The sequence below is a fragment of the Falsirhodobacter sp. 20TX0035 genome (genome assembly GCF_028307215.1).
Classification (GTDB): domain Bacteria; phylum Pseudomonadota; class Alphaproteobacteria; order Rhodobacterales; family Rhodobacteraceae; genus Falsirhodobacter.
In genome coordinates this window covers 611,129-623,635 of the sequence record NZ_JAQMHV010000001.1, presented here as the reverse complement: position 1 = coordinate 623,635, position 12,507 = coordinate 611,129, and the positions used below count along the sequence as shown (strand labels likewise).

At 66.8% G+C, this 12,507-nt stretch carries 14 protein-coding genes; 7 read left to right on the top strand and 7 right to left on the bottom strand.

From position 1 onward, the window contains the following. The first annotated feature begins 50 nt into the window (after positions 1 to 50). From cysQ to PIJ50_RS03190, 7 genes are all read left to right on the top strand, one after another. A complete protein-coding gene (gene cysQ, locus PIJ50_RS03220; protein ID WP_271972620.1) occupies positions 51 to 842 on the top strand; it encodes a 3'(2'),5'-bisphosphate nucleotidase CysQ in 792 nt (263 codons plus the stop codon). After that, entirely contained in the window at positions 842 to 1,633 is a 792-nt protein-coding gene (locus PIJ50_RS03215) for a 3-deoxy-manno-octulosonate cytidylyltransferase (RefSeq protein ID WP_271972619.1), read from the top strand. Before cysQ ends, PIJ50_RS03215 begins: the two co-directional genes overlap by 1 nt. Positions 1,634 to 1,774: 141 nt before the next feature. Next, positions 1,775 to 2,668, top strand: coding sequence for a UTP--glucose-1-phosphate uridylyltransferase GalU (galU, locus tag PIJ50_RS03210; RefSeq protein ID WP_271972618.1), 894 nt, complete (start codon positions 1,775 to 1,777; stop codon positions 2,666 to 2,668). A gap of 178 nt (positions 2,669 to 2,846) precedes the next feature. Then, positions 2,847 to 3,743, top strand: coding sequence for a glycosyltransferase family 2 protein (locus PIJ50_RS03205; protein ID WP_334212714.1), 897 nt, complete (start codon positions 2,847 to 2,849; stop codon positions 3,741 to 3,743). 110 nt (positions 3,744 to 3,853) lie between these two features. After that, complete coding sequence (locus tag PIJ50_RS03200) at positions 3,854 to 4,822, top strand: glycosyltransferase family 2 protein (RefSeq protein WP_442900700.1); 969 nt, start codon at positions 3,854 to 3,856, stop codon at positions 4,820 to 4,822. Further along, on the top strand, positions 4,819 to 6,516 hold the full coding sequence (locus tag PIJ50_RS03195; protein ID WP_271972613.1) for a DUF5927 domain-containing protein: 1,698 nt from the start codon (positions 4,819 to 4,821) through the stop codon (positions 6,514 to 6,516). The genes PIJ50_RS03200 and PIJ50_RS03195 overlap by 4 nt, the downstream gene beginning before the upstream one ends. A gap of 1 nt (position 6,517) precedes the next feature. Continuing rightward, positions 6,518 to 7,915 (top strand): nodulation protein NodH, encoded by a 1,398-nt coding sequence (locus tag PIJ50_RS03190; RefSeq protein WP_271972612.1) that lies wholly within the window; start codon positions 6,518 to 6,520, stop codon positions 7,913 to 7,915. Here the strand turns inward: PIJ50_RS03190 and PIJ50_RS03185 are convergent. From PIJ50_RS03185 to PIJ50_RS03155, 7 genes are all read right to left on the bottom strand, one after another. Then, a complete protein-coding gene (locus PIJ50_RS03185) occupies positions 7,912 to 8,376 on the bottom strand; it encodes a PTS sugar transporter subunit IIA (RefSeq protein ID WP_271972611.1) in 465 nt (154 codons plus the stop codon). The genes PIJ50_RS03190 and PIJ50_RS03185 overlap by 4 nt on opposite strands. Positions 8,377 to 8,400: 24 nt before the next feature. Continuing rightward, entirely contained in the window at positions 8,401 to 8,976 is a 576-nt protein-coding gene (gene hpf, locus PIJ50_RS03180) for a ribosome hibernation-promoting factor, HPF/YfiA family (protein ID WP_271972610.1), read from the bottom strand. Between the two features lie 110 nt (positions 8,977 to 9,086). Continuing rightward, positions 9,087 to 9,818 (bottom strand): LPS export ABC transporter ATP-binding protein, encoded by a 732-nt coding sequence (gene lptB, locus PIJ50_RS03175; protein WP_271972609.1) that lies wholly within the window; start codon positions 9,816 to 9,818, stop codon positions 9,087 to 9,089. Then, positions 9,815 to 10,300: a lipopolysaccharide transport periplasmic protein LptA gene (gene lptA, locus PIJ50_RS03170; RefSeq protein ID WP_271972607.1), complete on the bottom strand. Its 486-nt coding sequence runs from the start codon at positions 10,298 to 10,300 to the stop codon at positions 9,815 to 9,817. Before lptA ends, lptB begins: the two co-directional genes overlap by 4 nt. 13 nt (positions 10,301 to 10,313) lie before the next feature. After that, positions 10,314 to 10,919: a hypothetical protein gene (locus tag PIJ50_RS03165; protein WP_271972605.1), complete on the bottom strand. Its 606-nt coding sequence runs from the start codon at positions 10,917 to 10,919 to the stop codon at positions 10,314 to 10,316. A 1-nt stretch (position 10,920) separates the two neighbouring features. Beyond that, entirely contained in the window at positions 10,921 to 11,874 is a 954-nt protein-coding gene (locus PIJ50_RS03160) for a KpsF/GutQ family sugar-phosphate isomerase (protein WP_271972603.1), read from the bottom strand. Next, entirely contained in the window at positions 11,855 to 12,469 is a 615-nt protein-coding gene (locus tag PIJ50_RS03155; protein ID WP_271972602.1) for a ribonuclease D, read from the bottom strand. The genes PIJ50_RS03160 and PIJ50_RS03155 overlap by 20 nt, the downstream gene beginning before the upstream one ends. Positions 12,470 to 12,507: the final 38 nt, after the last annotated feature.

Here is a 12,507-nt window from a genome sequence, read left to right as displayed (position 1 = left end):
GCGCCACGATCAACGCGCCTCATGTCGCGACGGCACAGATGGAGACGACGATGGACTTCCAAACCCTCATTCCCACCCTGCGCCGCCTTGCGCTGGAAGCGGGCGACCGGATCATGGAGATCTACGATTCTCCCGATTTCGACGTGCGGGCCAAATCCGACGACAGCCCCGTGACGGCGGCGGACGAGGCGGCGGACGCCCTGATCTCCGCAGGCCTGCGCGCCGCATTCCCCGACGTGACCCTGATCACCGAGGAGCAGGCCGACAGCCATGCCCTGTCCGCCAGCACCTTCCTGATCGTGGACCCGCTGGACGGCACGAAGGAGTTCGTGCAGCGCCGCGGCGACTTCACCGTCAACATCGCCTATGTGGAGAACGGCGTGCCGGTGCGCGGCGTGGTCTTTGCCCCCGCCAAGGGGCGGCTGTTCTACACGCAGGCCGACGGCACGTCGGTGGAGGAGACGGGCGCGCTGCACAAGGACGTGGTGGGCGACGTGGTGCCGCTGAAGGTGTCCACCCCCGACAACGCGGCGCTGATGGTGGTGGCGTCGAAATCGCACCGCGATCAGGCGACGGACGACTACATCGCGAAATACGGCGTCCGCGACATGACCAGCGCCGGATCCAGCCTGAAGTTCTGCCTTGTCGCGACCGGAGAGGCGGATCTTTACCCGCGTCTGGGCCGCACGATGGAATGGGACACCGCCGCCGGCGACGCCGTCTTGCGCGGGGCGGGCGGCCATGTGGTGCGCTTTGACGACCATACGCCGCTGGCCTATGGCAAGGACGGCTGGGACAACCCGTTCTTCATCGCCCATGCCCCGGGTGTGGAGCTGAAGTGATGTCGGTCCTGATCGCGATTCCCGCCCGCTACGCCTCCACCCGCTATCCCGGCAAGCCGCTGGTCGCCCTGCGCGGCCCGGACGGTGAGGCGAAGACCCTGATCCGCCGCAGCTGGGAGGCCGCGATGGCCGTAAAGGGGGCGGACCGCGTTGTGGTCGCCACCGACGACGACCGCATCCGCGACCATGCGGAAGGTTTCGGGGCCGAGGTGGTGATGACGTCCGTGTCCTGCCGCAACGGCACCGAACGCTGCGCCGAGGTGGCCGCGAAGCTGCCCGGCCACGACATCGTGGTGAACCTGCAGGGCGACGCCCCGCTGACCCCCGCCTGGTTCGTGGAGGATCTGGTGGCCGGCCTGCGCGCCGATCCCGAGGCGGAGATCGCGACCCCCGTCCTGCGGTGCGACGGGGCGGCGCTGAACGGGCTGCTGGCCGACCGCCGCGCAGGCCGCGTGGGCGGCACGACCGCGGTGTTCGGGACGGGCGGGCGGGGGCTCTACTTCTCCAAGGAGGTGATTCCCTACACCGGGCAGACCTATGCCGATGACGCGGCCACGCCCGTGTTCCACCATGTCGGGGTCTATGCCTACCGCCCCGACGCGCTCGCGGCCTATCCCGGCTGGGACATCGGCCCCTTGGAAACGCTGGAAGGGCTGGAACAACTGCGATTCTTGGAAAACGGCCGCCGCATCCTGTGCGTGGAGGTGGAGGCGCGGGGCCGCGAGTTCTGGGAGCTGAACAACCCCGAAGACGTGCCGCGGATCGAGGCGATGCTGGCCCGGGCCGGCTGAACTCCGTTCAACTTTTCCGATAGTTCACTTGAAAAGGACCGGAACCGTTCTACTGTTCCGGTCGGATCGTCGGATCACTTGTCAGGACGATACGATTTCCGCTTACTGGCATCGCGTCGATGTCACCAATATGTGAGAGTCATGAGCATCAAGAAGGTCACGAAAGCCGTCTTCCCGGTCGCTGGTATGGGAACACGTTTCCTTCCGGCCACCAAATCCGTCCCCAAGGAGATCCTTTCCCTGGTGGACCGTCCCCTGGTCCAGTACGCGATCGACGAAGCGCGCGAAGCCGGGATCGAGGAGTTCATCTTCGTGACCTCGCGCGGGAAATCCGCGCTGGAAGACTATTTTGACGTGTCGCCCACGCTTGAGGCGTCGCTGAAGGCATCCGGCAAGGACGACCTGCTGAAGATCCTGAACAGCACCAACATGGACGACGGCAAGATCGCCTATGTCCGCCAGCACCGCGCCCTAGGTCTGGGCCATGCGGTCTGGTGCGCCCGCCGCCTGATCGGCGACGAGCCCTTTGCCGTCATGCTGCCCGACGACGTCATCACCGGCGACACCCCCTGCCTGAAGCAGATGGTGGAAGCCTACGAACAGACCGGCGGCAACATCGTGGCCGCGATGGAGGTTCCGGTCGAGGCGACAAAGTCCTACGGCATCCTCGACGTGTCCGAGGACATGGGCAACATGGTCCGCGTGAAGGGCATGGTCGAAAAGCCCAAGTCCAACCCGCCGTCGAACCTGGCCGTGATCGGCCGCTACATCCTGACGCCCTCCGTGCTGGACACGCTGGACAAGAAGGAAACCGGTGCGGGCGGCGAGATCCAGCTGACCGACGCCATCGCCAAGGAAATCACGACGTCGAACAACGTCTTCGGCTTCCGCTTCCGCGGCGAACGCTACGACTGCGGTTCGAAGGCCGGCTTCCTGCAGGCCACCGTGGCCTTCGGACTGGCGCGCGACGACCTGAAGGACGAGTTCAGCCAGTTCCTGAACGACATCGTCGCGGCCCGGAAAGCGGCGCAATAAGCACGTGATCCGGCGGAGCCCCAACGCCCTGCCCGTTTCCCTGCTCGACTTGCCTCCGATGCGCCATTCGCCCCGCGAATGGCGCATTGCTTATGGATTGTGGTGGAAACGGCGACGCCTGCTGCGACAGGCCGGGCGCAGCGGGGGCGACCTGACGCCCCTGCGCGACCGGACCGGCATGCTGCCCCCCCGGGCCATCCTGTGCTTTTCGGCGGTCCGCAACGAACGGGCGCGGCTGCCGCATTTCCTGCGGCACCACCGCGCGCTGGGGGTCGATCATTTCCTGTTTGTGGACAACAACAGCGAGGACGGCACGGTCGACGTCCTGCTGGACCAGCCGGACGTATCGCTGTGGTCCACCAAGGCCGGCTACAAGGCGGCGCGCTTCGGGCTGGACTGGACGACCTGGCTGCAACGCCGCCACGGGCATGGGCGCTGGTGCCTGACGCTGGATGCGGACGAGCTGCTGATCTATCCCTATTGCGACAGCCGCGACCTGCGCGCCCTGACCGGCTGGCTGGAACGGGCGAGGCAGGACATGTTCCCCGCCATGATGCTGGACCTGTATCCCAAGGGGCCCATCGGGACCGCCGGCGATCCCGACGATCCGCTGCGCACCCTGTGCTGGTTCGACGCGGGCAACTACTCGGTTCAGGTGCAGCCGCGGATGCGCAACTTCTGGATCCAAGGCGGGCCGCGCAGCCGCGCGCTTCTGGACGACCCGCGCCGCGGGCCGACGCTGAACAAGGTCCCCCTGATCCACTGGCAGCGGCATTTCGCCTATGTGAACTCCACCCACTCGGCCCTGCCGCGCCGCCTGAACCACTTCTACGCCGAGGATGGCGGGGAGTGGCCGTCGGGCGTTCTGCTGCACACGAAATTCCTCGACTCCGCCCCCGCGCGCGCCATCATCGAAAAGGCGCGGGGGGAGCATTTCTTCGACGGATCCCTTTACGCGGGGTATTACGACGCGGTGGCGGCCGACCCGGACCTTTGGCACCCCCACGCCCGGCGGCTGACGGGCTGGCGGCAACTGGAAGCCCTTGGCCTCATGTCGCGCGGAGGGTGGGTTTAAGGCGTGTTTACAAGGTCCTGCCGCGTGATTACCACTTCACACATCCGCAAACCGGAAAGGGGCTGAGCGTGGGTCTGGTTTCGACACTCCAGCTGCGCCTGCGTCGCGAGATGTGGCACCTGCGCGCGCGCCGCCGGGCGGGCGACCTGTCGGTCGTGGCCAACCGCACGGGGCGGATCCAGCGGGGCGACATCCTTTTGTTTTGCACCCTGCGCAACGAACGCGTCCGTCTGCCCTTCTTTCTGGACTATTACCGCCGGATGGGGGTCAACCACTTCTTCTTCGTGGACAACAACAGCGACGACGGCTCGCGCGAGTATCTGGCCCGGCAGGACGATATCTCGGTCTGGGGCACGCAGGACAGCTACAAGCGGGCGCATTTCGGGGTGGACTGGCTGAACGGGCTGCAACGGCGCCACGCGCATGGCCACTGGTGCCTGACGGTGGATGTGGATGAATTCTTCGTCTATCCCTTCTGCGACATGCGGCCCCTGCGGGCGCTGACGGACTGGCTGGAAAGCTGCTCCATCCGGTCCATGTCGGCCATGCTTCTGGACATGTATCCCCAAGGGCCCATCGGCGCGCGCCCCTACCGCGAGGGGCAGGACCCGTTCGAGATCGCCTGCTGGTTCGACAGCGGCAACTACCTGATCAGCCGCAACGGGCAATACGGCAACCTGTGGATCCAGGGCGGGCCGCGCGGGCGCGCGTTCTTTGCCGACGCGCCGAAGTCGGCCCCCGCGCTGAACAAGATCCCGCTGGTGCGCTGGCACCGCAACTACGCCTATGTCAGCTCCACCCACATGATGCTGCCGCGCGGGCTGAACAACGTCTACGACCGATGGGGTGGGGAAAAGGCCTCCGCCTGCCTGCTGCACGCCAAGTTCCTTGACACCTTTGGCGCCAAGGCCGAGGAGGAGATCCGCCGCGGGGAGCATTACGCCCAAAGCCGGGAATACATCGCCTACAAGGAACGGATGGCACAGGAACCCGACCTCTGGACCCGGTGGAGCGAGCAGTACGTCAACTGGCGCCAGCTGGAGATTCTGGGCCTGATGTCGAAGGGGAACTGGGCATGACCGTGGGCTTTGTCATGCTGTGCCACACGGCGCTGGACCGCGCGGCCGAGGTGGCGCGCCATTGGGCGCAGCAGGGCCATCCGGTGGTGATCCATGTCGACGCCCGCATCCGGCCCCGCCCGTTCCGCGAATTGCGCACCGCGCTGGCCGACCAGCGCAAGCTGATCCGCTTCAGCCCCCGGCACCGCTGCCACTGGGGCAGCTGGAACCTCGTCGCGGCCACGCAGGACGCCTCGGCCCTGATGCTGAAGGAGTTTCCGCAGGTCCAGCACGTCTTCCTCGCCTCAGGCGCGTGTTTGCCCCTACGCCCGGCGGGCGATCTGGCGGCCTATCTGGCGGAACGGCCCCGCACTGATTTCATCGAATCCGTCACCACAAGCGAAGTCGGGTGGACCATCGGCGGGCTGGACATCGAGCGGTTCCAGTTCTTCTTCCCCTTCTCGTGGCGGCGGCACCGGCGGCTGTTCGATCTGGCCGTGCGGGCGCAGCGGCGGCTGCGCGTGCGGCGGCGCGTGCCCGAAGGGCTTGTGCCGCATCTGGGCAGCCAGTGGTGGTGCCTGTCGCGCCCCACGCTGGAAGCGATCCTGCAAAGCCCCGACCGGCCCCGCCACGACGCCTATTTCAAACGCGTGTGGATCCCGGACGAAAGCTATTTTCAGACGCTGGTGCGGCGTTACTCGACGCAGATCGAAAGCCGGTCCCTGACGCTGTTCAAGTTCGACCATCAGGGCAAGCCGCACATCTTCTATGACGACCACCTGTCGCTTCTGCGCCGGTCGGATTATTTCGCGGCGCGCAAGGCCTGGCCTCATGCCGACAAGCTCTATGACGCCTTCCTGCGGCCCCAGGCGACCGGAGAGCCGCGGGCCGAGCCCAATCCTGGCCGGATCGACCGGCTGTTCACCGCCGCCAAGGAACGCCGCCTGAAGGGGCGGGCGGGCCTTTACATGCAAAGCCGCTTTCCGACCGACAACTTCGAAAACGGCAAGACCGCGGTGTCCTATTCCGTCTTCCAGGGCTTTTCCGAGGTGATGCCGGGCTTCATCGACTGGCTGACCCATGTGACAGAAACGCGCGTCCACGGCCATCTTTTCGGACCGGAGCGGGCGGAGTTCGCGGGCGGCGAGTCCATCTATCGCGGTGGCCTGTCGGACAGCGCGCGCCTGCGCGACTACAACCCGAAAAGCTTCCTGACGAACCTGATCTGGAACACGCGGCCCGAACACCAGTGCTTCATGTTCGGCCCCGCCGACAACCAGAAGGTCAACGCCTTCATGGCGGCCGATCCCAACGCGCGCTTTGCCATCATCACGGGCGCCTGGGCCGTGCCGCTCTACCGCTCCGGCCAGCCCTTGGAGGAGATCCGGAGCGAGGCCGCCCGCCTGCAGCGGGTGGAGATGGAGCTTCTGGACCTTCTGAACCAGCACTGGACCAAGGCGCGCGTCCGGGTCTGGTCGCTGGCCGAGTTCCTTGGTCACCCGATGGAGCCGTTGCAGACGGTGGTGGAGGACACGGCCCCCCGCCTGCGCCCGCGCGTCACCTCTGTCCCGCCGCTGGTGGACCTGACCGGCTTTGGCGCGTTCCTGCAAAGCCTGCGCAACCATGGCATGCAACCCCTGGTCATGGGCGATTATCCGGCCAACGACTTGTTCCACAGCGACGATCAGCAGAGCCGTCCTTATCTTGTGAGTTGAAATGACCTTCACCAGTTTCGTCATGTTCGCGGCCATGCGGACGGGCTCCAACTTTCTGGAAGCGAACCTGAACGCCATTCCGGGCCTGACCTGCCATGGCGAGGTGTTCAACCCCGGCTTTCTCGGCAAGCTGAACCAGACCGAGATGTTCGGCTTCGACCTGGCCACGCGCGATGCCGACCCGCTGGCCGTTCTGGGGGCCATGCGCGACCAGACCGAGGGTCTGGCCGGGTTTCGCCAGTTCCAGGACCACGACCCCCGCATCACCGAGGCGGTGCTGAACGACCCCACCTGCGCCAAGATCATCCTGACGCGCAATCCGCTGGAATCCTACGTCTCGTTGCTGATCGCACGGTCGACGGGGCAATGGAAGCTGTCGCATGGCGGCAAGCTGCGCAGCGCCCGCGTGCATTTCGACGCCAAGGGCTTCGCCCGCCACATTGACGCGCTGGGCGATTTCTATGCCGGGCTGATGCACCGGCTGCACGTGACGGGGCAGACCGCCTTCCACATCGATTACGAGGACATCCAGGACATCGACGTCCTGAACGGTCTGGCGCGCTGGCTGGGGATCGAGGGGCGGCTGGAGGCGCTGGACACCAAGCTGAAGAAGCAGAACCCCGAGCCCTTGTCGGAGAAGCTGGAGAACCCCGAAGGCGTGGTGGAGGCGCTGGCCGCGATCGACCGCTTCGGCTTCTCGCGCATCCCGAACTTCGAGCCGCGGCGCGCCGTGCCGATCCCCAGCTTCGTGGCAGCGGCGAACGCGCCCGCCCTTTACATGCCGACGCGCAACGGGCCGGACGATCAGGTGTCGGCCTGGCTGTCGGCGCTGGGCGGCGGCCTGCTGGACAAGGTGGACCAGCGCGCGCTGGGGCAGTGGCGCGAACGCGTGGGCGGCTTCCGCAGCTTCACCGTGCTGCGCCACCCCTTGGCCCGCGCCTATGAGGCGTTCAACACCCAGATCGTGGAAAACCGCCTTCCCGGCATCCGGCAACAGCTGGTCCGCCGCTTCGCGCTGCCTTTGCCGCCGCCCGACACGCCGCTGGAGTTCGAGGAGCACCGCGCGGCCTTCCTCGCCTTCCTGCGCTTTTTGAAGCTGCACGTGGCGGGACAGTCGGGCGTGCGGGCCGAGGCGGGCTTTGCCACGCAGACGGCGATGCTGGAGGCCTTCTCGCGCTTCCGCAGCCCGGACATGGTCCTACGCGAGGATCGGCTGGCCGAGGGTCTGGCCTTCTTTGCCTCCCAGCTGGACCTTCCCAGCCCCACACTGGGGCCCGCGGCCGCACCGGACCGCTTCCCCCTGACCACGCTGGTGGATGACGAGATCGAGGCCGCGGCGCGCGACGCCTATCTTCGCGATTACGAAGGCTTCGGCTTCCGCGACTGGTGCGACGGCTAGGCCGCCTGCGAGGTGCGGCCTTCCGTGAGGATGGCGTACAGCTTCGCCGGGTCGGTGTTGGCGCGCAGCTTCTGGCAGATGGCGGCGTCGCGCATCGTGCGCGACACCAGCGCCAGCGCCTTCAGGTGGTCCACGCCCGAATCCTTGGGCGCAAACAGCGCAAAGACCAGATCGACCGGCTGGCGGTCCACGCTGTCATAATCCAGCGGCTTTTCCAGCCGCAGGAAGACGCCCTGGATGCCCGGAAGGTTGTGCAGCCGAGCATGGGGCAGGGCGATGCCATGTCCCACGCCGGTGGGGCCCAGCCCCTCGCGTTCCTGAAGCCCGTCCGTGGCGATGGCGGCCGTCAGCCCGTAGGCCCCGGCCGCCAGTTCGCCCAGTTCCTGAAACAGGCGTTTCTTGCTGGTCATGTGACCCGTGACGCGAACCGCGCCCGGCGCGAGAATCTTGCTCAGTTCCATAGCATCCTCGGCCGTGACCGGCCCTTATCGACTGTTGCGCGGGTCGATCCAGCCGATGTTGCCGTCTTCGCGACGGTACACGACATTGACGCCCCCGTGTCCTTCATTGCGGAAGACAAGCATCTGCTGTCCGCCAAGTTCCAGTTGCATGACCGCCTCACCCACCGTGATCGCGGGCACGCGGCCCTCGGTCTCGGCGATGATCATGGGCTGCCACACATGATCCTCGGGCTCGTCGGCCTCCTCGGATGGGGCGAGGATATAGGAGGAAGCGTCCCCGAATTCAACCGGGGTTGTCCGGTCGCGGTGGTGGTCGCGCAGGCGGCGCTTGTAGCGGCGAACCTGCTTGTCCATCCGCTCGCGCGCGGCGTCGAAGGCGGCATAGATCTCGGTCGCGCGGCCCTTGGCCGAGATGTCGAGACCGGTGGAGAGGTGGATCACCACGTCGCAGCAAAACTCATGGGCGATGCGGGAGAAGAAGATCACGGCCTCGGTGGGACGTTGGGCATATTTCTCCATCATTTCCGACAGTTCGGACCGCACATGGGTCTGAAGGGCGTCGCCGATGTCGATCTGCTTGCCGCTGATCTGGTAGCGCATGGTCATCCTCCTTGATCACGGGGCCGCCTGAGGCCCATTCATCAATGATGGGGATGCGCTGCGTGAAATCCAGTCTTGTTTCACCAATCCGTCATAATCGGCGGATTCGCTCAGCCCATCGTAAAGGCTTCGCCCAGATAGACCTGCCGCACCATCGGGTCCGCGATGATCTGCGCCGTGTTGCCGCTTTTCAGGATGGTGCCGTCGTGCAGGATATAGGCGCGGTCCACGATGCCCAGCGTTTCGCGCACGTTGTGGTCGGTGATCAGCACGCCGATGCCACGCCGCTTCAGGTCCTGCACCAGGTGCCGGATCTCGGCCACGGCGATGGGGTCGACGCCCGCAAAGGGTTCGTCCAGCAGCACGTAGAAGGGGTTGGCCGCCAGGCAGCGCGCGATCTCCACCCGCCGGCGTTCGCCGCCCGACAGGGCCAGCGCGGGCGACCGGCGGATGTGGGTGATGGAGAAGTCGGACAGCAGCTCCTCCAGCCGCTCGCGCCGGCGGTGGCGGTCGGGCTCCCGGATCTCCAGCACCGCAAGGATGTTGTCCTCCACCGACAGGCCGCGGAAGATCGACACTTCCTGCGGAAGATAGCCGATGCCCAGACGCGCGCGGCGATACATCGGCAGCGCGGTCACGTCGCGCCCGTCGATCAGCACCTCGCCGCTTTCGGGGGTCACGAGGCCCGCGATGGAATAGAAGCAGGTCGTCTTGCCCGACCCGTTCGGGCCCAGAAGGGCCACCACCTCGCCCCGGTCCAGATGCAGCGACACGTCGCGGATCACCGGGCGCCGCTTGTAGCTTTTGCGCAGGTTGCGGACGGTCAGGCCGGATCCGGTCATTGCGACTGGCCGGGCTGGAAGGTGGTCTGCACGCGCCCTTCCATCCGGCCGGTGCCGGCGGCGGCGTCGATGATCAGCTTCTCGCCGGCGATGGTGCTGGATCCTTGGGTCAGCAGCACGTCGCCCGTCATCTCGATCACGCCCGATGCGATGGTGTAGGCGGCCTGCTCGGCCTCGGCCGCGATGTCGGTGTTGGCCAGCGTCACGTTGCCGTCGGCGTGCAGGGTGCGGATCTCGCCCTGCGCCTCGCCGTATTCGACCCGGACCTGGTCGGCGGCCAGACGCAGTTCGCCCTGCGCCACGCGGACGTTGCCGCTGAAGGTGGCGACGCCCGTGCCCTGATCGACCGAAAGGCGGTCGGCGTCCACGCTGACGGGGGCGGAGGTGTTCTGGCTCATCCCGCCGAGGTCGATCTGCGCGGCCTGCGCCAGCGCCAGGGATGGGCAGGACAGGGCGGCCAGCAGGACGAGCGTTTTCAGCATGGGGATTCCGGGATCAGTTCGTCGGAGTGTATATCAGCTTGACCCCGTCCGTGAAGTCCAGCCGGTAGTTGGCGTTTTTTGCATCCTCGGCCATCAGCGTCATTCCGCCCGCCGTCAGCTGCCCCATCGGCGCCAGCGCGGTGACAGGACCTTCCCCTTCCAGCCGCGTGGCATCCGTGCGGGCCGTTACGGTGGGCAGGCTGATGTCATACCCTTGGGAGTTGCGGATGCGGACCTGCCCGGACAGCGTGACCATGCCAAGCTGCGGATCGAACGTGCCTGCGGCCGCCTGAAGCTGCGTTTCCACGCCGTCGGGCGTGTCCAGATCGGCCCGCAGCGCCGAAAGGCTGGCGGGACGATCCTCGGCGGGAGGGCGCGCCTCGGCGGAGGCGATGTTCAGCGTGGCACCGTCACTGGTCACGCCGGACCATGTGGGCAGGGTCAGGCGCGGGTCCATCGCGCGGCCCGTCACGTCCACGGTGGCGTAGGGGATGGCCGCGTCCGGGTCCGCCGTGCGGGACACGAGGAAGATCGTGGACAGAAGCACCAGCGCCGCCAGCGGAAGGATGACCTTCAGCCAGGCGACGGTTCGGGTGTGCCGGTCCGTGATCTTCGCCATGTCAGACCACCCCGGCGCGCAGGCAGTCGTGGATGTGGATCAGGCCCACCGGCACCTCGCCCTTCACGACGAACAGCGCGGTGATCTTGCGGTCCTGCATCACCGCCACGGCCTTTTCCGCCAGCGAATCGGGATCGATCGTGCGGGGGCCGCGGGTCATCACCTCGCCCGTGGTGTGGGTCAGAAGGCCCGCCATGTGGCGCCGAAGGTCGCCGTCGGTGATGATGCCGACCAGGCGGCCATGCTCGGTCACACCCAGCACGCCGAAACCCTTGCCGCTCATCACCAGCAGCGCTTCGGACATGGGCATGTCCATCGGCACCAAAGGCAAGTCGTTGTGCATCAGATCCGCCACGCGCGACAGGCGGGCGCCCAGCTTGCCGCCAGGGTGGAAGACGCGGAAATGCTCGGGCGTGAACTCCCGATGCTCCATCAGCGCCAGGGCCAGCGCGTCGCCCAGCGCCAGCGTCATGGTGGTGGAGGTGGTGGGCACGATGCCCGTTCCGCACGCCTCGGGGGCGGCGGGCAGCAGAAGCGCCACGTCCGCCTGCCGCAGCAGGGTGGAATCCGCCCGCCCCGCCACGCCGATCAGCGGGATGGCGAAACGGCGGGTGTGGGCGATCAGGTTCGCCAGCTCCGGTGTCTCGCCCGAAAAGGACAAAACCAGCGCCACATCGTCGGCGGTGACCATGCCCAGATCGCCGTGGCTCGCCTCGGCCGGGTGGACGAACTGCGCCGGCGTGCCGGTGGAGGCGAGGGTGGCCGCAATCTTCTTGCCGATATGCCCGGACTTGCCCATGCCCGAGACGATCACGCGGCCCTTGGCGCCCAGGATCGTTTCCACGGCGGCGGCGAAGCTGTCGTCCAGCGCCAGGCTCAGCGTGGTCAGGGCCTGCGCCTCGATCCCGATCACGCGGCGGGCGGTGGCAAGGTAATCAGTGGTGGAAGATGTCATTCGGCTCGTCCCATCCCATCAGGTCCAGTTGCGCGCGCGTGGGCAGGAAGTCAAAGCAGCGCTGCGCCAGCTCCATCCGCCCCTCGCGCTGCAGGCGATGTTCCAGTTCCGTCTTCAGCGCGTGCAGATAAAGCACGTCCGAAGCCGCGTATTCCTTCTGCGCGTCGGTCAGCTCCGCCGCGCCCCAGTCAGAGGTCTGCTGCTGCTTTGACACATCCACGCCCACCAGTTCGGCCAGAAGGTATTTCAGCCCGTGCCGGTCGGTGAAGGTGCGGATCATCTTCGACGCGATCTTGGTGCACCAGACGGGGGCCGTCCGCACACCGAAGGCGTTCTGCAGGGCCGCGATATCGAAGCGGCCGTAATGGAACAGCTTGACCACCGCCGGGTCCGTCAGCAGGCGTTCCAGGTTCGGCGCGCGCGTCTGGCCCTTGTCGATCTGCACCAGATGCGCGTTTCCGTCGCCCGCCGACAGCTGCACCACGCACAGCCGGTCGCGGCGGGGATCGAGGCCCATCGTCTCGGTGTCGATCGCAACGACGGGTCCAAGGTCCAGCCCGTCGGGCAGATCGTTCCTGTGCAGGTGAATGGTCATGGGGGCCCCGATACAAATGGTCTGCATTCAGCTATGCG